The following is an 18,647-nucleotide window of genomic DNA, read 5'->3' as shown; positions in this document are numbered from 1 at the left end:
CGCCGTGGCCGCCCGCGCCGGACGCGGCGGCGCCCGGCTGAGGGGCTCCCGTCTCGACCGGGCCGCCGGACGTGCCCCGCTCCGGGCCCGCGGCGTTGTCCTCCCCGGCGGGCAGCGGGGCGAGGGGATCGGGGGCGGCGGGCGCGGTCATGCGCGCCATGGTAGGCCACCGCGCGGGCGGGAGGGCCGAGTAGGGTGGTCTGCCGTGGGACCCATGCGACGCTGCAGCAAAACCGGATGCCAGAGCCCGGCCCTGGCCACGCTGACGTACAACTACGCCGACTCCCAGGTGGTGATCGGCCCCCTGGCGCAGCGCGCCGAGCCGCACACCTACGACCTCTGCGCCGAGCACGCGCGCCGCACCACGGCCCCCCGTGGCTGGGAGGTGCTGCGCCTGGAGCTGCCCGAGCACTACGAGGCCGTCGCCCCGGACGGCACCGTGCACACCGTCCCCACCGCGCCGCGCGCGGTCCCCGCGGCGCCGCCCGCCGACGTCGCCTCCCGGCCCTCCCTCGCCGCGCCGCGCCTCGCCCCGGCCGCGCCGCCGGTGGACGCCGACGAGCCCGAGACGCCCGCCCCGCCGGCCCGCCCCGGCCTGCGCCTGGTGCGCGACGACGACTGAGGGGCCGCCGGTCCTGCGCGGCCGTCAGCTCCCGGAGGCCGCGGCGTCGGGGTCCGGACGTCGGGCGACGCCGGCCTCCAGCGCCCCCGGCTCGATCCGCAGCACGGCGGCGCCGTGGGTCCCGCCCACGATGTGCGGCTGCATCGTGCCCCAGAAGTAGGTGACCTCCACATGGTGCTGGAGGGCGGCTCTGGCCGACTCCGGGTCTGCCGAGAGGATGGCCTCCAGAAGCCGGCTGTGGTCCATGTCCTCATGCGCCGCCTTGACCTCCGGCAGCGACGTGACGCGGATGAACCGGGTGAGCTGCTCCTGGATCTCCTGCTCCGCCTGGACCAGCCGTGGATTGCCGGACATCTGGGCGATGTGGATGTGCAGGCGGGCGTCGGCGAATCGCCGGTCGGTGGTGCTCTCGATGACCGTCAGATACTCCTGCTCGAGGCGACGCAGGTCGACGCGCTCGGCCTCGGTGCCGCGCAGTGCCGCGAGGGAGGACGCCTCACCGGAGACGGCGCGCCGCCAGTCCGTGAGGATGCGAAGCTCGCCGAGGGTGACGCGCTGACGCAGGGCGTCGGCCTCGAGCCTCTCGGCGATGTCCGGCACCACGCGGGTTCCGCCGTGGCGTCCACGACTGGTCACGACGTAGCCGGCGGTCCGGAGCCTGGCCAGAGCCTGACGCAGGGTCATGGCTGCGATGTTGAAGTGCGCCGCCAGCGCCTCCTCGGACGGGAGGCGTTCGCCGGCGCGGAGCCGTCCGATGGAGATGGCCTCGATCAGGGTCGAGTACACCTCGTCCGCGCCGATGCGCGTGCCTGCAGGGGGGAGGGGGAGATCGATGGCGTCCATATACATGCAGACCCTATAGGTATTTTTGGGATCCTGCTCGGACCCGGACGGTCCGGCCGCCACGACGCCGGGAGGGACCGTCCCTCCCGGCGTCGGCGGCCCCCTCGTCAGTCGATGCCCAGGTCGCTCATCAGGGCGTCCGCCAGCACCTCGGCGCCGATCTCCGCGTCGGCGTCCTCGACGTGCTCCTCGTGCGCGTGGGAGACCCCGGTGGGATTGCGCACGAACAGCATCGCCGTCGGGACGTGGGCCGCGAGGATGCCGGCGTCGTGGCCCGCGCCCGTGTCGAGCACGGGCGCCTCCGGCAGGGCGGTCTCCAGACGACGGCGCAGCCCCGGGTCGAAGCGCGTGGTCGGGGAGAGCGACTCCTCGCGCAGGTCGAACCCGCAGCCCTGGCCGGCGGCGAGTTCCGCGGCGAGCCCGGCGATCTGCTCCACCACGAGGGCCGTGACGGCGTCCTCGGGGTGGCGCACGTCCAGCCACACGTCCACGCGCGAGGCGATCACGTTCGTGCCGCCGGGGATCGGCTGCAGGCGGCCCACCGTGGCCCGAGCGCCGTCGTGCCGGGACGCGATCCCGGGGATCTGTGCGATGACCCCCGCCGCGGCGACGAGGGGATCGTGCCGATCGCTCATGAGCGTGGTGCCGGCGTGGTTGCCCTGACCGGTGAAGACGAGGCGCCACCGGCCGTGGCCCAGGATCGATGACCCGATGGCGACCGGCTGCCCGAGGTCGATGAGGCCCCGCCCCTGCTCGACGTGGAGCTCGATGAACGCGCCGATTTGGGCCAGGCGCTCGTCGTCGCGCCCCATCCGCTCCGGGTCCAGGCCCGCCGCCCGGGAGTGCTCGGCGAAGGTGCCGCCGTCCTCGTCCGTGAGGGCGAGCGCCTTCTCGACGGGGATGGCGCCCGTGAGGATCCGGGAGCCGAGGCAGGCGATGCCGTAGCGGGAGCCCTCCTCCTCGGGGAAGACCGCGATCGCCACGGCCCGGTCCGGCCGGCGCCCCTGTGCACGCAGCACGTCCACGGCGGCTAGGGCCGAGGCCACGCCGAGCGGGCCGTCGAACGCGCCGCCGCCGGGCACCGAGTCGAGATGGCTGCCGGTGACGATCGCCCGGGAGCGGTCCCCGGAGGGGGCGTCCCACCAGGCCCAGATCACGCCGTTGCGATCGGTCTCCACGTCCAGGCCCCGGGTCTCGGCCTCGGCGACGAACCAGCTGCGCAGGTCGAGCTCGGCGGTCGAGTAGACCGGCCGGGTGTAGCCGCCACGCGACGCGTCGCGGCCCGTGTCGGCGATGGCGGCCATCAGCGAGGCGACCCTGCGGGGCGAGGTCGCCGTCATCGGGCGGCCTCCGCCCGGTGGTGGGCGACGCGGAACTCCTCGGGGACGGTGCCCGTGCCGGTGGCCAGGCCGGCCGCGAGCTCGCCCAGCAGCGGTGCGAACTTGCCGCCGTGGCCGGAGCAGGCGGACAGGAGCACGACACCCTCGGCCTCGTCGATCACGAAGTCCTCGTTCGCGGTGCTGGTGAACAGGCAGGTGGCCTCGGCATAGGGCTCGGGGACGACGCCGGGCAGGTACCGCCTGGCGTAGTCCTGCACCGTCCGGCGCATCTCCTCCGTGATTTGCCCCGACTGGTCCCGGGCGGAGGAGAGGACCGGTCCGCCCTTGTACTGCGCCATCTTCTGGCCGCGGAAGTCGGCATCGCGCCCGCCGGGCAGGCCGTAGGTCTGCATCTCCGAGCTCTTGTGGATGAAGGTGGGCCAGGCCGGGTAGGCGGCGCCCGCGTCGTCGGTCTCACGCCAGGGCAGGTGGAACGCCTGCTCCTCGCGCACCTCGAACGCGGGGACGGAGGCGAGGAACGCCGAGGGCAGCGCCAGGTCGCGGAGCAGGACGGGGAGCCACCCGCCCGCCGCGACGATCACTTTCGTGCCCGTCACGCGCCGCCCACCGATCGAGCGGACCTCGAAGCCGCCGGAACGGCGGCCGATGCCAGCGACCTCCCAGTCCGTGTGCACCTCGGCGCGGCCGGTGGCCACGGCGAGCTCGAGCATCGTCTCGATCGTGGACATGGCGTCGAGCACACCCGCACCGGGGTGGTAGAGGACGTCCGTGTCGAACGCGATCTGCGGGAAGCGCTCCCGGGCCTGGTCGGCGGAGAGCAGCTCGTGCTCCACGCCGGAGGCCTCGAGCACCCGGGCGAGGCCGTGGGGATCGCGCAGGTCCCCGAAGTCGACGGAGCCGGTGGGGGTGATGAGCTGCCGGCCGCTCGCCGTCTCCAGGTCGTCCCACCCCTTCCTGGCACGCACCACGAGGTCGGCATACGACTTCTCGGGGTAGGCGTAGCGGAAGATCCGGGCCGATCCATGGGAGCTGCCCTCGTGGTTGCCCGGGGTCGTGCGCTCCAGGACGGTCACGTGGTGGCCGGCTTCGGCGAGGTGCCAGGCGGTGGCCGCCCCGGCGAGTCCGGCGCCGATGACGATGAAGTCTGACGAGTGCATGTGAGCTCCTGGGTTCGCGGTGTCCGGTGGTCGGTGCCCATCCAGTCCACACGCGACTGATAGCGAGGTCCAATACCTGCTCCGGACCAAGCGATAGGGTTCCCCTATGGAACTGCGTCAGCTGCGCTACTTCCTCGCCGTGGCCGAGGAACTGCACTTCGGCCGGGCCGCCGCCCGGCTGCACGTGTCCCAGCCGCCGCTGTCCGTGGCGGTCAAGTCCCTCGAGAAGGAGCTGGGCGCCACCCTGTTCGAGCGCACCTCGCGCCGGGTCGCCCTCACCCCGGAGGGCGAGGCGTTCCGCGCCCGGGTGCAGGAGCTGCTCGAGGGGCTCGACGCGGCCGTCGCCGAGCTCTCCGAGGTGCACCGGGGGATCCGGGGGCGGCTGCGGATCGGCTACGTCAGCTCCGCGAGCTACTCGATACTCCCGCGGGCCGTCCACGCCTTCCAGGGCCGCTTCCCGCAGGTGGAGCTGACGCTGAGCCCTCTCACGAGCGCCGAGCAGCTGGCCGGGCTGGCGGAGGGGAGGCTCGACGTCGGGATCGTCAGGGACCTCGTCCCCACGCCCGGCGTGCGTCGCGAGCACGTCCTCAGCGAGGGGCTGGTCGCGGTGCTGCCGGAGCGGCACCGGCTGGCCTCCCACGCGGAGGTGCCGATCGCCGAGCTCGTGGGGGAGCCCCTCGTCCTCTTCCCCGCCGAGCTCATGCCCGGCTACCTCGCACGGATCACCGAGGCCCTCGAGTCCGGCGGCGCGACGATGGACGTGGTGCAGCGCACCGTGCACCAGGAGACCGTGCTGGGCCTCGTCGCGGCGGGCGTGGGGCTGTCGATCCTGCCCGAGTCCGTCGCCCGCCTGCGCATGCCTGGCGTGGTCGCGCGGCCGCTGGACGCCCGACCGACCACGGAGCTCTCCGTGGTCTGGCACGGGGCGATGGGCGCCGCGGCCCGCGCCTTCGCCGACCACGTCCTCGAAGCCGGCGCGGAGCCCCTGCCGAGCGAGGCGACGTGATGCCGATCCGCCGGCGCGGCCTGGCTACGCTGGGCCGATGGGCATCGGAACGCTGATCGCGCGACACCGGGACCGGCCGCCGGTGCGGTGGGCGAACGGAGCCGGCACCACGGTGGAGCTGGTCTCCCCTCAGGAGTCCGCGATCCTCACGCCGGGCCTGCCCCGCTGGCGCCTCAGCGTGGCCTCGCTCGAGCGGGCGGCGCCGTTCTCGCCACTGCCCGGCCGGCACCGCCGGTTCCTGCCCGTCGGCGGGGACGTGGTCCTGACCGTGGACGGGGTGCGCACCCCGGTGCAGGCCGGGACCGTGTGCGAGTTCGACGGCGGCGCGACCGTCGACCTGGTGGACCTGCCGACGCCCTGCCACGCGGTGAACCTCATGGTGGAGCGGGCCGGGGAGCCTGCCCCGCCGCTCCCTCGGCTGTGGTCGCCGACGTCCGGGTCGCCCGCCCCCGCGGGCGAGACGCTCGCGGTGGCGCTCGAGCCGGCGGGCGACGTCGGGCCCTTCGACCTGCTCAGGTGCTCCGAGGCCGACGCGTGGACGGCCGCGCGGGCGGGGACGTGGGCGCTGCTCGTGCTGTCCTGACGCCGGCGCGCGGACGGGCCCCGCGCCGTTCTGGGGCGCGGGACCCGTCCCGGGAGGGCTCAGGCCAGGGCCGGGGTCTCCCAGAGGTTGAGCACGGTGCCGATGCCCTTCTCCTCGGCCGTGCGGTAGAGGTCCGTGGCCCAGGCGACATCCTCGATCGGCATGCCGCCCACGGAGTAGAGGATGATCTCCTCGTCGTCGCGCCGCGCGGGCAGCGCGCCGGTGGCGATGTCCGCGATCTCCTCGATCTTCTCCGCGGGCAGCGTGCCCTGCTCGACCAGGCCGAACCAGTGCGAGCCCGGGATGCCCAGGATCTGGTAGGCCTGCGGACCGTACTCCTCGAGCCACGCGTCGTAGAGGCCCTGGGCGTCGATCACGAGGCGGGCGTCGTCGCCGGCGAGGAAGTCGTCGTCGAAGCGGGCCGCGGCGGGCAGCAGCAGCAGCGCGCCGGGCTTGATCGCCGACTTCGGGAAGTAGGGGAAGGCGGAGCTGCCGGCGGCGTCGGTGGTGGTGGTCGCCATGACGATGTCGGCGTCCGCGATGGCCTCCTCGATGCTCTCGCAGACCGTGGCGCTCGTGAGCTGCGGGAACGTCTCGGTGGCCCAGTCGACGAACGCCTGGGTGCTGGCCGCGCCCCGGCCCTTCACGGTGAGGGTGTCGATGGACGGGCGCAGGGCGAGCGTGGTCTCCAGCGTGGAGCGGGCGATGACGCCGGGGCCAACCACCGCCACGGTCTTCGCGTCCTCCTTGGCGAGGTGCTTGACCCCCACGCCGGGCACGGAGCCGGTGCGGTACGCGCTGAGCAGGTTCGCGCTCATGATCGCCAGCGGGGCGCCCGTGTCACGGTCGTTGAGGACGAACACGTGGATGGAGCGGGGCAGGCCCTTGGTGCGGTTCTCCGCGTTTGAGCCGTACCACTTCACGCCGGTGGTGCCGAAGCGCCCGCCGAGGTAGGCGGGCATGGCCATGAAGCGGCGGTCCGGACCGTCCTTGGGCATGCCCTCGTGCTGGGGATCGCCGGGGAAGGTGATCATGGCGCCGTGCGAGTTGCCGTTCTCGCCGGCCATCATGTAGTCGCCCTTGCGCATCAGCACGAGGGCCTCCTCCATGACGTCGGTGCAGCGCACGAGGTCGCCGACGCCGGCCTCGATCATGTCGGGCTCGCTGAGGTAGCGGAAGTTGATCTCGGTGGACATGGGGCTCCTCTTTCCTGGGGGCGGCGTTCTCGGGGGTGGACGGGGGCGGGGCGGGGTCAGACGGCCTCGGGGCCGGTCTCGCCGGTGCGGACGCGGACGACGCGGACGACGTCGGTCACCCAGACCTTGCCGTCGCCGATCGTTCCCTCGTCGTCGGAGCGTGCCGCGGCGACCAGCACGTCGATGGCGTCCTCCAGCTGTTCGTCGGCGACGACCATCTCGAGGCGGACCTTGGTACGGAAGACGACGTCGTGGGCCTCTCCGCGGTAGTACTCGGTGCGGCCGCCCTGGGCGCCCCGTCCCTGGACCTCGGTGGCCGTGAGGCCGGTGAGGCCGGCGGCCTCGAGGGCGTTGCTGACCTTCTTGAGACGGCTCGGTCGGATGACGGCGGTGATGAGCTTCATGGTGTTCCTCCTGCTGCTGCCGCGGATGTGCGGGGTGGTCAGATGATGCCGCCGTCGTACGCGGACTCGGCGTGCAGGGCCCGGTCGAGCCCGAGCTCCTCGCCCTCCTCGGGGACGCGGATGGGGTGGATCCGGTCCATGACCCAGGCGATGGCGTAGGTCATGCCGAACGAGTAGACGAGCGTCACGACGATCGCGAGCGCTTCGCGCCAGATCATGCTCGGATCGCCGCCGAACACGACGCCCGCCATCCCGGCCGGGGCCGCCGCGGTGGCGAAGAAGACGGCGAACATGGCCCCGGCGATGCCGGCGATCCCGTGCACGGCGAACACGTCCATGGAGTCGTCGATCCGGTGCCGGCGCTTCCAGGTGATGGCCCACGCGGCGGCCGCGGCGCCGAGGAAGCCGACGAGGATCGCGCCGATGGGGTGCACGGCGTCGGCCACCGGGGTGATGGCCACGAGGCTGGCGATGATGCCGGTGCCCATGCCCAGGAGGGTGGCGTGGCCGTCACGGACCCGTTCGACGGCGATGAAGCCGAGCATGCCTCCGCACGTGGCGAGGATGGTGGTCATCACGGCGTACTCCGCGACGTGGTTCGCCCCGGCGGCGGTGCCGCCGTTGAAGCCGATCCAGCCCATCATGAGCATGCCGACGCCGATGAGCATCAGCGGCAGGTTGTGCGGGCGCATCGCGGTGCCCGTGTGCCGCCGGCCCAGCACCATCGCCAGGGCGAGGCCCGCGGCGCCGGCGTTCATGTGGATGGCGGTGCCGCCGGCGTAGTCGTGCAGGCCGAGGACGTTGGCCATCCAGCCGCCGATGACGCCGGTCTCCTCGTCGTCGAACGCGAACACCCAGTGGGCCAGCGGGCTGTAGACCAGGAGCACCCAGAGGGCGGCGAACACGAGCCAGGCGCCGAACTTCATGCGCCCGGCCGCGCCGGAGGCGACGAGCGAGACGCTGATGGCGGCGAAGAGGATGAAGAAGGCGGCGGAGAGCGTCCCGCCGGCCCCGTCGTCGGCGACGAAGGCGTCGAAGAAGGCGAACTCCGCGGGGTTGCCGATCAGGCGGAGCCCGCCCACCGAGTCGCCGAACACCAGGCCGTGGCCCAGGACGACGTAGGCCACGCCGCCGACCGCGAGGCCGCTCATCACCATCATGAGCATGTTGAGGACGTTGCGGTCGTCGAGCATTCCGCCGTACAGGAATGCCAGTCCGGGGAACATGAGCAGCACCATGGCCGCCGCCGCGAGTATCCAGGCGATGTCTGCCGGTTGCATGCGCGTCTCCTCTGTGTGGGGGGTGGGAGGAGGTTCGTTAACTACTAACCTCTAGAAGATAGAATGAGGGACGATCGCAGGATCTCCGACTGTGTGTCGTCCGCGTTACGGGACCGCTGCCGATCCCGCCCCGGATCGGGGTGTGAAGGTCCGTGGGGCGGCACCGCGAGCACCGGGGGCGGCATCGGTAGGCTGGGGTGCATGACTGAGACCTCCGGAGAGTTCCGCACCCCCGACGTCGACCCGGCCTTCGCCAACCGCACCACCGTGCCCGGTGCCTCGTTCGACTTCACGGTCCGGGACCTGTCCCTGGCCGAGGCGGGCCGCCACCAGATCCGCCTGGCCGAGCACGAGATGCCGGGCCTGATGTCCCTGCGCGAGGAGTACGGGCAGACCCAGCCGCTGAAGGGCGCCCGCATCGCCGGCTCCCTGCACATGACCGTGCAGACCGCCGTGCTCATCGAGACCCTCATCGCCCTCGGCGCCGAGGTCCGGTGGGCCTCCTGCAACATCTTCTCCACGCAGGACGAGGCCGCCGCCGCCGTCGTCGTGGGCTCGGGCACCCCCGAGGACCCGCAGGGCGTGCCGGTGTTCGCCTGGAAGAACGAGTCCCTCGAGGACTACTGGTGGACCGCCTCGCAGATCCTCACCTGGCCGGGCGCGGACGAGGATCCGGAGCTCGGCCCCAACATGATCCTGGACGACGGCGGCGACGCCACCCTGCTGGTGCACAAGGGCGTCGAGTTCGAGGCCGCGGGCGCCGTGCCCAGCGCCACCGAGGACGACCCCGAGGAGTACCGGATCATCCTCGAGACCCTGCGCCGCTCGCTGGCCCGCGACCCGCAGCACTGGACCCGGACCGCCGGCACCCTGCGCGGCGTCTCCGAGGAGACCACCACGGGCGTGCTGCGCCTCTACCAGCTGGCGCAGGAGGGCCGCCTGCTCTTCCCGGCGATCAACGTGAACGACGCCGTGACGAAGTCCAAGTTCGACAACAAGTACGGCATCCGCCACTCCCTGCCGGACGGCATCATGCGCGCCACGGACGTGCTGATCGGCGGCAAGGTGGCCGTGGTCTGCGGCTACGGCGACGTCGGCAAGGGCGCCGCCGAGGCCCTGCGCGGCCAGGGTGCCCGCGTGATCGTCACGGAGATCGACCCGATCTGCGCGCTGCAGGCCGCGATGGACGGCTACCAGGTGGCCCGCCTCGAGGACGTGGTGGGCGAGGGCGACATCTTCGTCACCACCACCGGCGGCAAGGACATCATCATGGCCGAGCACATGGCCGCCATGAAGGACAAGGCCATCGTGGGCAACGTCGGCCACTTCGACAACGAGATCGACATGGCCGGCCTGGCCCGCATCCCCGGCGTCGTGAAGACGGAGATCAAGCCGCAGGTCCACGAGTGGACCCTGGACGGCGGCACGGAGGCCGAGCGCAGCATCATCGTGCTCTCCGAGGGTCGCCTGCTGAACCTCGGCAACGCCACCGGCCACCCCTCGTTCGTGATGAGCGCGTCCTTCACCAACCAGGTGATGGCGCAGATCGAGCTCTTCGGCGGCTCCACGGGCACCGGCGCCCTGACCGGCGACCACTACGAGAAGCGCGTCTACACGCTGCCCAAGGTGCTGGACGAGAAGGTCGCCCGCCTGCACCTGGACGCCCTCGGCGTCGGGCTGACCGAGCTGACCAAGGCCCAGGCCGAGTACCTCGGCGTGGACGTGGCCGGCCCCTACAAGGCCGACCACTACCGCTACTGATCCCCGGCGCCCGCGGGCGGACGGACCCACTCGAGAGAGGCACGAGCATGGCTTCCCATCAGGCCGGCCGCGGGCGCGACGAGCGCGCCGGGGCGGAGGACTTCGAATCCGGGCTGGACTACGGCGCGTTCGTCGAGGACGACGCCGCCGACGATCCGAACCGCACCCAGGCGCTGCCCGCCATGGGCCGGGACGACGACGGCGGCGCCCAGCACACCTCGGCGCTCAGCCCCGAGGACCTCGCCGCGCTGCGCGGCGGGGACGCGGCGGCCGCGGACCGACGCGACGCCGGCCGCCCGGTCGCGGACGCCGACCGCGACATCGTCGCCTCCCGGGCCGTGCCCGAGGGCGACCGGCGGCCGTTGCCCGGCGCCGACGAGCTCGGCCCGCTGAGCGCCGCCGTCGGGGCCCGCCCGGCGGGGTCGAGCACAGCCGCCCCGGTCGACCGCTACCCCGAGGACGGCACCGCCGCCCCCGTGGCGCAGGCGGCGGCCCTGCAGGGCCCCACGCCGGAGGAGCGCGCGCGCCTGCCCAAGGCGGGCCCGCGCCTGGCGCAGGTGCTGCTGGCGATCCTCGCCCCGCTCGCCCTGCTGCTGGCCGCCGTCCGCCTCGTGGCGAGCCCGGTGTTCCTGTGGCTGGAGTACCACCGGCCCGGGTTCCCCGCGGACCGGTTCGGCTTCACCCTCGCCGACCGCATGCACTACGGCTCCGCCGGGCTGGACTACGTGACCAACCTGGCCGGCCCGCGGTACCTCAGCAGCCTCACGCACCAGGGCGCGCCGCTGTTCACCGAGGTCGAGGTCGACCACATGACGGACGTGAAGACCGTGCTGTGGATCGCCGCCGCGGCGCTCGTGGTGCTCGTGGTGGTGTGCGCCCTGCTCATCGCGTCCCTGCTGCGCACCAGCCCCGGCGGGGTGCGCCGCGCCCTGTTCGCCGGCGCCGTGTGGCTGCCGCTCGCGGTGATCGCGCTCGCGGTCCTGGCGGTGCTGGGCTGGGAGACGTTCTTCGCCGGGTTCCACTCGCTGTTCTTCGCGGACGGCACGTGGACGTTCTCCGTGCGGGACGCCCTCATCCGCCTCTACCCCCAGCAGTTCTGGGTGGACGCGGCCGTGGTGGTCGGGCTGGTGACCCTGCTGGCGTCCCTCGTGACGCTCGTGGTCACGTGGCCCACGCGCCGCCGTCGTGAGCTCAGCGCGGACCGCCGCGAGCAGCTGCTGCGCACCCGCCTGCGGTGGGCCCGGGAGGACGACGCCGTGGTGCGCTGACCGCCGCCGGACGGGAACGGGCCGGGAGGACGAGACGTCCTCCCGGCCCGTCGTCGTCCGGGGGCGGGGTCAGCGACGGTAGAGGGCCTCGACGTCCTCGGCGTGGTCCTCGATCACCTGGGCCCGCTTGAGCTTCTGGGACTGGGTGACGTGCCCGGAGTCCTCGGTGAACGGGTGGTCCAGGATGCGGAAGCGGCGGATGGACTCGGCACGGGAGACGCCCGCGTTGACCTGGTCCACCGCCTCCTGGATCGAGGCCAGCACGGTGGGGTCCGTCGCGGCCTCGGCCGGAGTGAGGCTGAGCTCGCGGTCCAGGGCCCACTGGGTGAAGGCCTCGGTGTCCAGGGTGATGAGGGCGCCCACGAACGGGCGGTTCTCGCCGACCACCACGACGTGCTCGATGAGCCGGTGCTGGCGCAGCGCCTCCTCCATGGGCGTGGGGTACACGTTCTTGCCGCCGGCGGTGATGATCACGTCCTTCTTGCGGCCGGTGATCCGCAGGAAGCCGTGCTCGTCCAGCGCGCCGATGTCCCCGGTGCGGAAGAAGTCGTCCTCCATCGCCTCCGCCGACGCCTTCGGCATGCCGTGGTAGCCGTCGAACACCACGGGGCCGCGGATGAGGATCTCGCCGTCCTCGGCGATCTTCACCGTCACCCCGGCCACGGGCAGGCCCACGGTGCCCACCCGGTGCGCGCCGGGGATGTTCACGGTGGCCGGCGCGGTGGTCTCCGTGAGGCCGTAGCCCTCCACGATCGGGATGCCGGCGCCGCGGAAGAAGTGCACCAGCTCCGGGGAGAGGGCGGACGCGCCGGACACGCACGAGATCACCTCGCCGCCGAGGGCCTCCCGGATCTTGCGGTAGACCAGCCGGTCGAACAGCGCGCGCCGGGCGCGCAGCAGGGCCGAAGGCCCGGGACCGTCCCCGAACTCGGCCTCGTCCACGGCCGTGGACCACTCGATGGCGGTGCGCTTGGCGGCCGCGTAGATCGGCCCGGTGCCGCCCTTCTGGGCCTTGGCCTCGATGCCGGCCTCGACCTTCTCGAACACGCGCGGCACGGCCAGCAGCCACGTGGGGTGGAAGGAGGCGAGGTCGCCGAGCAGCGTGGCCGGGGAACCGGAGTGGGCCACCTGGATGCGGGCGTACAGGCAGATGACCTGGACGGCGTGGGCGAGCACGTGGGCCAGCGGGAGGAAGAGCAGGGTGCGCGACGTCGTCGTCTCCGGGGACCACTGGACCACCTCGCGCGCGAAGTGCAGCACGTTGATGGCCGCGCCCACGAAGTTGCCGTGCGTGATCACGGCGCCCTTCGGGCGGCCGGTGGTGCCGGAGGTGTAGACGATCGAGGCGGGGCTGGCGAGGGTCGCCAGGGAGCGGGCGTGCTCGACGGCGTCGTCCGACACGAACGCGCCGGCCTCGGCCAGCTCCGCCAGCCCCGCGTCCGTCAGCGGGAACGTCGCCACGTCCACGCCCGCGTGCCCGGCGGCCTCGGCGACACGCTCGCCGAGCTCCTCGCTGCCGACGGCGACCACCCGCAGGCCCGAGTCCGTGACGATGTGCTCCACCTGGTGGGCCGAGGAGGTCTCGTAGATCGGCACGGAGACGGCGCCGGCGAACCACACGGCCTGGTCGAGGACGGCCCACGCGTAGGAGGTGGGGGAGAACAGGCCCACCCGGTCCCCGGGCTGGACGCCGCGGGCGATGAGGCCGGCCGCCACGGCGCGCACCTGCGTCAGGAACGCGGTGAAGTGGACGTCCACCCAGCCGCCCGCGCCGTTGCGCACGGCGTACACGGGGGCGTCCGGCCGGTCGGCACAGGAGGCGACGATCAGGTCCGTGATGTTGGAGTCCGCCGGAGGCATGCCGACGAGCTCGGTGGCGGACTCATGGACGGGGTTCTGGTTCTGCACGGTCCGAGAGTATCCATTTCCGGGCGTGCGGCGCGCGGTCGGGCACGCCCGCGCCCGGGACGCGGCCGTCAGATCCAGCTGCTGAACCACATCCGCCAGCGCCACTGGTCGTACGAGATGACGTCGCCGATCCAGACGGGCAGGAAGAACAGGGACACGGCGACGGCGATCGTCACGTACGCCAGCACCAGGGCTGAGCCCCAGCGGGGCCCGGGCCGGCGGCCTGGCCGCAGCAGCAGCGAGAGCGTCAGGGCGATCATCATCACGAGGAAGGGCTCATAGGCGATCGTGTAGAAGAAGAACATGGTCCGCTCGGGCCACAGGAACCACACCAGCTGCCCGGCCGCGTAGGCGCCGAGCAGGGCGCCGGCCCGCCAGTCCCGGTGGCGCACCAGCAGCCACACGCACACGAGGACGGCGGCCAGGCCCGTCCACCACACGAACGGGTTGGCGATGTCCGTGATGGCCGCCGAGCACGCGCCCGCGGCGTCCGCCGGGCAGATCCCCTCGCCGGGCTCTGCACCCTCGTAGTAGTAGCTCACGGGCCGGCCCATGAACGGCCAGGTCCACGGGTTGGCGGCGTAGTCGTGGGGGCTGGTGAGGCCCTGGTGGAAGGTCGTGGACTCCACGTGGTAGTGCCACAGGGAGCGCAGCGGACCGGGGACCAGCCCGGCGAGCAGGCCCTCCGGCGGGTTGTCCCGGTGCCAGTCCCGGTAGTAGCCGCCCTCCGTGACGAACCAGCCGGTCCACGAGGCCAGGTAGGCGACCAGGCCGCCGCCCACCACGGCCACGAACGCGTACAGGCCGTCCTTCTCGACGCCGGCCCACGCCCAGTGCCGCACCCCGGCGGTCCGGCGCGCGGACATGTCCCACAGGACCGTGAGCAGGCCGAAGGCCGCCATGAACGCCAGCCCGGAGAGCTTCACGGCGCAGCCGGCGCCCAGCAGCACGCCCGCCAGCAGTCGCCACGGGCGCCAGCCGAGCCACGGCCCGCTGGCCAGGGCGTCGCGTCCCCGCCGGGCGACGTCGAGGGCCAGCCGCTCCGCGAGCAGCCGCCGCCCGTGGACGCGGTCCGCCAGGAGCGCGGCGAAGGCCGCGAGCACGAAGAACGAGAGGAAGATGTCCAGCAGCCCGATGCGGGACAACACCAGGTGGTGGCCCTCCACGGCCAGCAGCAGCCCGGCGACCGCGCCCAGGGACACCGAGCGCAGCAGGTGCTGCGTGGCGAGGGCGACCAGCAGGACGGACAGCGTGCCGGCCACCGCGGCGCTGAACCGCCAGCCCACCCCGTTGTCCGGGCCGAACGCGAGCATGCCCAGGCCGATCAGCCACTTGCCCAGCGGCGGGTGCACCACGTAGGCGGCCCCCTCGAGCGGCTCCGCCTCGCCGCGCGCGAACGCGTCGTTGACGTCCTCGTCCCACCGCCGCTCGTAGCCGGACTCCAGGAGGGAGTAGGCGTCCTTGGGGTAGTAGGTCTCGTCGAAGATCAGCTGGTCCGGGTGGGCCAGGTTCGTGAACCGCAGGACGCCGGCGATCACCGTGACCAGCAGCGGCAGGATCCAGTGCCACCGCGTCAGGGGTGCCGCCCTCACCCCGAGGCGGGCGCGCAGGGCGGCGACGCCGAAGGGGCCGTCGTCGGCCGCGACGGCGGCGGGGCGGGAGGCGAGGGCGGTGGCGGGCACGGGCTCCATGCTAGGCGGCGGGGTGGAGCAGGCCTCCTCGACGTGCGGCCTGCTCTCAGACGTGGCCGAGCGGCCACCGGCGGCGCACGGCGGGCGGGAGGAACCCTGCGACGCGCTGGATCCGGTCCTTGTGGGGGCGGAGCCGGTACTTGACCGCTGCCAGCGTGTCCACCGAGCGTTCCCGCCAGACACGGCGGGCGCCCCTCAGGGGGCTGCGCACTCTGACGTGATACTTGTCCAGGAGCGGCTCAGGGACGATCTCCTGTCCGATGTCGAAGCGGTCGGCGAAGCGGGCGATGCCGAGTTCCTTGTCCGGATAACCCGTGAAGTGCATGACGAACGCGTCCGTCAGGGAGTCCTCGTAGTAGTGCCCGCGCGAGTTCAGCTCTCGGTGGCCGACGATCCGGACGCGCTCGGCGTGCCCGCCCGTCTGGATGGCCCACCACATCTGGTCCTGGTCGCCGTGGGTGAACAGACCGTCGCGATCGTTGTCCCACCAGGCCCGGACCGTGGCCAGGTCCGCTGTCGAGGTCGACTCCACGATCGTGCGCGCCGTCTCGTCGTTCCGGAGCAGCATGACCCCGGTGTTGATGCGTGACCAGAACCCGTTCGGCTCTGTGGGCCCTTCGGCGATGACCAGGCTGATGTCGTCACGCTCGGCCTCGGAGATCAGGCGTCGGAGGTTGTCCGCCTCGAAGTCGGTGAAGAAGGCATCGTCGTCCATCCACACGAGCCAGTCATAACGTGGGAGCAGCCGGCGGAGGATGGCGACCTTGTAGTCGAACTTGGTGACGATATGCGGGTCGATGCCCGTCTCGAGCCGGTAGTCCAGCCCGTGCTCTCGAGCGTAGATCGCGTGGTTGACGTAGGAGCGCAGGCGGATCTCGTCGCCACCGGACGTGATGCAGATGCGGGGCTCGACGGGCATGGTCCTGACCTTTCGGAGAGGCGTGGGCCCGGGCGGGCTCGGGGCGGTGCCTCTACGATCTTGACATATGACCCCGAGACCGACTGATCTGCCGTCCCCGTCCGGCCGCATCGTCCTGGCCGCCACCCCCATCGGCAACCTCGGGGACGCGTCCGCGCGCCTGCGTGAGCTGCTGGCGGAGGCGGACGTGATCGCCGCCGAGGACACCCGGACCGCGCGGCGCCTGTGCGCCGGACTGGGCGTCACCCCGACGGGCAGGGTGGTGGCCCATCACGAGCACAACGAGGCGGCCTCCGCCCAGGGGCTGCTGGACCAGGTGCGGGGCGGTGCCACGGTGGCGGTGGTCTCGGACGCGGGCATGCCCACGGTCTCGGACCCGGGGTACCGGCTCGTGGCGGCCGCGGTGTCCGCAGGGCTGCCCGTGACCTGCGCGCCCGGCCCCTCCGCCGTGACCACCGCGCTCGCCCTGTCCGGCCTGCCGACGGACCGGTTCGCCTTCGACGGCTTCGTCCCCCGCAAGGACGGGGAACGACGGCGATGGCTCACCTCCCTGCTCACCGAGACGCGCACCGTGGTCGCCTTCGAGTCGCCGCAGCGTCTGGCGGACGCGCTGGCCGTCGTCGTGGAGGTCCTCGGTGCGGAGCGGCCGGTGTGCGTGGCCCGCGAGCTCACCAAGCTGCACGAGGAGGTGGTGCGCGGCACCGCGGCCGAGGTGCACGCCTGGGCTGCGGAGCGGCACGCAGGGGAGGGGATCCGCGGGGAGATCGTGCTGGTGATCGGGCCGCCCGCGCCCGGCGCCGGGGGCGAGGCGTCCGAGGCGGACGCCGTCGCCGAGGTGGCGGTGCTGGTGGAGTCCGGCACCCGGCTCAAGGAGGCCGTGGCCGCGGTGGCCGGAGCCCACGGGATGCGGAGCCGGGAGCTCTATCAGGCGGTGCTCGCGGCCCGGGGCTGACACGTCCCCGGCTACACAGATGCTCATGCGCGATGGCGCGGCCCCGGGGCCTGGCTAGGATCAGCCGTGGAGCCGCTGCCGACCGCCGCCGGACGGCGTCGGAATACCCGTGGCCGTCCACCCGTTCCCCTGAGGGACGCGGGGCGTGCCGCCTCCGACCACCGACCCCGAAAGAGGTGCATCATGACCGTGACCGCTGAGCGCGAGAAGGCGCTGCTGGAGTCCGTCCCCACCGGCCTGCTGATCGACGGCGAGTGGCGCGATGCCTCCTCCGGCAAGACCTTCGACGTGAAGGACCCGGCCACCGGCAAGGTCATCGCGAGCCTGCAGGACGCGAACTCCGACGACGCCATGGCCGCCTTCGACGCCGCCTGCGCCGCGCAGGCCGACTGGGCCCGCACCCCGGCCAAGGAGCGCGCCGACATCCTGCGCCGCGCCTACGATCTGATCAACGAGCGCGCCGAGGACTTCGCGCTGCTGATGACCCTCGAGATGGGCAAGCCGCTCGCCGAGGCCCGCGGCGAGGTCACGTACGGCAACGGCTTCCTGCGCTGGTTCTCGGAGGAGGCCGGCCGCCACTACGGCCGCACCCTGACCGTGCCCGAGGGCACGCTGCGCATGCAGGTGCACCACCGCCCGGTGGGCCCGTGCCTGCTGATCACCCCGTGGAACTTCCCGCTGGCCATGGCCACCCGCAAGGTGGGCCCCGCCGTCGCCGCTGGCTGCACCATGGTCCTCAAGGCCGCCAAGCTGACCCCGCTGACCACCCAGCTGTTCGCGCAGGTGATGCAGGAGGCCGGCCTGCCCAAGGGCGTGCTCAACGTCGTGGCGGGCTCCTCCGCCTCGTCGATCTCCAGCCCGATCCTGCAGGACCGGCGCCTGCGCAAGGTGTCCTTCACCGGTTCCACCCCGGTCGGTGTGCGCCTCATGAAGGACGCGGCGGACAACGTGCTGCGCACCTCCATGGAGCTCGGCGGCAACGCCCCGCTCATCGTCTTCGAGGATGCGGACCTGGACGCCGCCGTCGAGGGCGCTTTCGCCGCGAAGATGCGCAACATGGGCGAGGCCTGCACCGCCGCCAACCGCTTCCTCGTGCACGAGGACGTGGCCGAGGAGTTCACGCAGAAGTTCGTGGCCAAGCTCGAGGCGCTCAAGCCCCTGCGCGGCACCGACCCGGAGTCCACCCTCGGCCCGATCGTGGACGAAGGCGCGCGCGACGACATCGACCAGCTCGTCCAGGACGCCGTGGCGGCCGGCGGCGAGGTGCTCACCGGCGGCCACAAGATCGAGGGCGACGGCTACTTCTACGCGCCGACCGCGATCAAGGTGGAGAAGGGCAACCCGATCCTCCAGCAGGAGATCTTCGGCCCGGTGGCCCCGATCGTGACCTTCTCCTCCGAGGAGGAGGCCATCGAGATGGCCAACGACACCGAGTACGGCCTCGCCTCCTACGTGTTCACGAAGGATCAGGCCCGGATGTACCGCGTGGCCGAGAGCATCGAGTTCGGCCTCATGGGCTACAACGTGGGCGTCATCTCCAACCCGGCCGCGCCGTTCGGCGGCGTGAAGCAGTCGGGCCTGGGCCGCGAGGGCGGCGCCGAGGGCATCGAGGAGTACACCTCGGTGCAGTACATCGGCATCGCCGACCCGTGGGCGGCCACGAAGGCCTGACCTCTTCGCCGCGCCGTGTCCTCCGGGGGCGGTATCGGGTGGTATC

The 18,647-nt window shown here is 72.8% G+C and carries 16 protein-coding genes; 7 read left to right on the top strand and 9 right to left on the bottom strand.

Annotation, left to right across the window (positions count from 1 at the left end; genetic code table 11):
* The first annotated feature begins 214 nt into the window (after positions 1–214).
* Positions 215–622, top strand: a complete 408-nt coding sequence (locus SJ20_RS08545) for a DUF3499 family protein (RefSeq protein WP_044659610.1) — start codon at positions 215–217, stop codon at positions 620–622.
* Between the two features lie 24 nt (positions 623–646).
* Here SJ20_RS08545 and SJ20_RS08540 read toward each other — a convergent pair whose 3' ends face one another.
* From SJ20_RS08540 to SJ20_RS08530, 3 genes are all read right to left on the bottom strand, one after another.
* Positions 647–1,465 carry a FadR/GntR family transcriptional regulator gene (locus tag SJ20_RS08540; protein WP_049147839.1) on the bottom strand — a complete coding sequence of 273 codons (819 nt, stop codon included), beginning with the start codon at positions 1,463–1,465 and terminating at the stop codon, positions 647–649.
* Between the two features lie 107 nt (positions 1,466–1,572).
* Positions 1,573–2,805, bottom strand: coding sequence for an allantoate amidohydrolase (locus SJ20_RS08535; protein WP_044659609.1), 1,233 nt, complete (start codon positions 2,803–2,805; stop codon positions 1,573–1,575).
* Positions 2,802–3,962 (bottom strand): FAD-dependent oxidoreductase, encoded by a 1,161-nt coding sequence (locus SJ20_RS08530; RefSeq protein WP_044659608.1) that lies wholly within the window; start codon positions 3,960–3,962, stop codon positions 2,802–2,804. The genes SJ20_RS08535 and SJ20_RS08530 overlap by 4 nt, the downstream gene beginning before the upstream one ends.
* A gap of 106 nt (positions 3,963–4,068) precedes the next feature.
* Between SJ20_RS08530 and SJ20_RS08525 the strand changes: the two genes are divergently transcribed.
* Both SJ20_RS08525 and SJ20_RS11610 read left to right on the top strand, forming a co-directional pair.
* Positions 4,069–4,968, top strand: a complete 900-nt coding sequence (locus SJ20_RS08525) for a LysR substrate-binding domain-containing protein (RefSeq protein WP_044659607.1) — start codon at positions 4,069–4,071, stop codon at positions 4,966–4,968.
* Positions 4,969–5,005: 37 nt separating this feature from the next.
* Complete coding sequence (locus SJ20_RS11610) at positions 5,006–5,551, top strand: HutD family protein (RefSeq protein ID WP_052833452.1); 546 nt, start codon at positions 5,006–5,008, stop codon at positions 5,549–5,551.
* Between the two features lie 59 nt (positions 5,552–5,610).
* Here SJ20_RS11610 and SJ20_RS08515 read toward each other — a convergent pair whose 3' ends face one another.
* From SJ20_RS08515 to SJ20_RS08505, 3 genes are read right to left on the bottom strand one after another with little or no spacing between them, the layout of a single operon-like run.
* On the bottom strand, positions 5,611–6,747 hold the full coding sequence (locus tag SJ20_RS08515; protein WP_044659606.1) for a tyramine oxidase subunit B: 1,137 nt from the start codon (positions 6,745–6,747) through the stop codon (positions 5,611–5,613).
* Positions 6,748–6,803: 56 nt separating this feature from the next.
* Positions 6,804–7,151, bottom strand: a complete 348-nt coding sequence (locus tag SJ20_RS08510) for a P-II family nitrogen regulator (protein ID WP_044659605.1) — start codon at positions 7,149–7,151, stop codon at positions 6,804–6,806.
* Positions 7,152–7,189: 38 nt separating this feature from the next.
* Positions 7,190–8,431: an ammonium transporter gene (locus tag SJ20_RS08505; RefSeq protein ID WP_044659604.1), complete on the bottom strand. Its 1,242-nt coding sequence runs from the start codon at positions 8,429–8,431 to the stop codon at positions 7,190–7,192.
* A 201-nt stretch (positions 8,432–8,632) separates the two neighbouring features.
* Here SJ20_RS08505 and ahcY point away from each other — a divergent pair, with 201 nt between their 5' ends.
* Together ahcY and SJ20_RS08495 are read left to right on the top strand one after the other, a co-directional pair.
* Complete coding sequence (gene ahcY, locus SJ20_RS08500; RefSeq protein ID WP_235281285.1) at positions 8,633–10,192, top strand: adenosylhomocysteinase; 1,560 nt, start codon at positions 8,633–8,635, stop codon at positions 10,190–10,192.
* A gap of 47 nt (positions 10,193–10,239) precedes the next feature.
* A complete protein-coding gene (locus tag SJ20_RS08495) occupies positions 10,240–11,460 on the top strand; it encodes a TIGR01906 family membrane protein (RefSeq protein WP_044659603.1) in 1,221 nt (406 codons plus the stop codon).
* Between the two features lie 69 nt (positions 11,461–11,529).
* On the opposite strand, the gene SJ20_RS08490 is transcribed toward SJ20_RS08495, so the two are convergent.
* The 3 genes from SJ20_RS08490 to SJ20_RS08480 all read right to left on the bottom strand — a co-directional run bounded on the left by SJ20_RS08490 (position 11,530) and on the right by SJ20_RS08480 (position 15,978).
* Positions 11,530–13,368 (bottom strand): long-chain fatty acid--CoA ligase, encoded by a 1,839-nt coding sequence (locus tag SJ20_RS08490; RefSeq protein WP_044659602.1) that lies wholly within the window; start codon positions 13,366–13,368, stop codon positions 11,530–11,532.
* A 68-nt stretch (positions 13,369–13,436) separates the two neighbouring features.
* Positions 13,437–15,050: a dolichyl-phosphate-mannose--protein mannosyltransferase gene (locus SJ20_RS08485; protein WP_044659611.1), complete on the bottom strand. Its 1,614-nt coding sequence runs from the start codon at positions 15,048–15,050 to the stop codon at positions 13,437–13,439.
* 55 nt (positions 15,051–15,105) lie between these two features.
* Positions 15,106–15,978 carry a hypothetical protein gene (locus SJ20_RS08480; protein WP_044659601.1) on the bottom strand — a complete coding sequence of 291 codons (873 nt, stop codon included), beginning with the start codon at positions 15,976–15,978 and terminating at the stop codon, positions 15,106–15,108.
* A 67-nt stretch (positions 15,979–16,045) separates the two neighbouring features.
* Here SJ20_RS08480 and rsmI point away from each other — a divergent pair, with 67 nt between their 5' ends.
* Both rsmI and SJ20_RS08470 read left to right on the top strand, forming a co-directional pair.
* The gene (gene rsmI, locus SJ20_RS08475; protein ID WP_044659600.1) at positions 16,046–16,930 is read left to right on the top strand and encodes a 16S rRNA (cytidine(1402)-2'-O)-methyltransferase; all 885 of its coding nucleotides are present in this window, start codon (positions 16,046–16,048) and stop codon (positions 16,928–16,930) included.
* Positions 16,931–17,113: 183 nt separating this feature from the next.
* Positions 17,114–18,601, top strand: a complete 1,488-nt coding sequence (locus SJ20_RS08470; protein ID WP_036316357.1) for an NAD-dependent succinate-semialdehyde dehydrogenase — start codon at positions 17,114–17,116, stop codon at positions 18,599–18,601.
* The last annotated feature ends 46 nt before the right edge of the window (positions 18,602–18,647 follow it).

The organism is Micrococcus sp. MS-ASIII-49, assembly GCF_000946635.1.
GTDB classification, from domain to species: domain Bacteria; phylum Actinomycetota; class Actinomycetes; order Actinomycetales; family Micrococcaceae; genus Micrococcus; species Micrococcus luteus.
The sequence above is the reverse complement of the archived record's forward strand: the minus strand, read 5'-3'. Positions and strand labels throughout refer to the sequence as shown.

What these genes read in the sequence shown, in the direction of transcription:
- SJ20_RS08510 (WP_044659605.1), bottom strand. Translation starts at nt 7,151, where the DNA reads ATGAAGCTCATCACCGCCGTCATCCGACCGAGCCGTCTCAAGAAGGTC.
- SJ20_RS08515 (WP_044659606.1), bottom strand. Translation starts at nt 6,747, where the DNA reads ATGTCCACCGAGATCAACTTCCGCTACCTCAGCGAGCCCGACATGATC.
- SJ20_RS11610 (WP_052833452.1), top strand. Translation starts at nt 5,006, where the DNA reads ATGGGCATCGGAACGCTGATCGCGCGACACCGGGACCGGCCGCCGGTG.
- SJ20_RS08540 (WP_049147839.1), bottom strand. Translation starts at nt 1,465, where the DNA reads ATGGACGCCATCGATCTCCCCCTCCCCCCTGCAGGCACGCGCATCGGC.
- SJ20_RS08545 (WP_044659610.1), top strand. Translation starts at nt 215, where the DNA reads ATGCGACGCTGCAGCAAAACCGGATGCCAGAGCCCGGCCCTGGCCACG.
- rsmI (WP_044659600.1), top strand. Translation starts at nt 16,046, where the DNA reads ATGACCCCGAGACCGACTGATCTGCCGTCCCCGTCCGGCCGCATCGTC.
- SJ20_RS08525 (WP_044659607.1), top strand. Translation starts at nt 4,069, where the DNA reads ATGGAACTGCGTCAGCTGCGCTACTTCCTCGCCGTGGCCGAGGAACTG.
- SJ20_RS08495 (WP_044659603.1), top strand. Translation starts at nt 10,240, where the DNA reads ATGGCTTCCCATCAGGCCGGCCGCGGGCGCGACGAGCGCGCCGGGGCG.
- SJ20_RS08470 (WP_036316357.1), top strand. Translation starts at nt 17,114, where the DNA reads ATGACCGTGACCGCTGAGCGCGAGAAGGCGCTGCTGGAGTCCGTCCCC.
- ahcY (WP_235281285.1), top strand. Translation starts at nt 8,633, where the DNA reads ATGACTGAGACCTCCGGAGAGTTCCGCACCCCCGACGTCGACCCGGCC.
- SJ20_RS08530 (WP_044659608.1), bottom strand. Translation starts at nt 3,962, where the DNA reads ATGCACTCGTCAGACTTCATCGTCATCGGCGCCGGACTCGCCGGGGCG.
- SJ20_RS08535 (WP_044659609.1), bottom strand. Translation starts at nt 2,805, where the DNA reads ATGACGGCGACCTCGCCCCGCAGGGTCGCCTCGCTGATGGCCGCCATC.
- SJ20_RS08480 (WP_044659601.1), bottom strand. Translation starts at nt 15,978, where the DNA reads ATGCCCGTCGAGCCCCGCATCTGCATCACGTCCGGTGGCGACGAGATC.
- SJ20_RS08505 (WP_044659604.1), bottom strand. Translation starts at nt 8,431, where the DNA reads ATGCAACCGGCAGACATCGCCTGGATACTCGCGGCGGCGGCCATGGTG.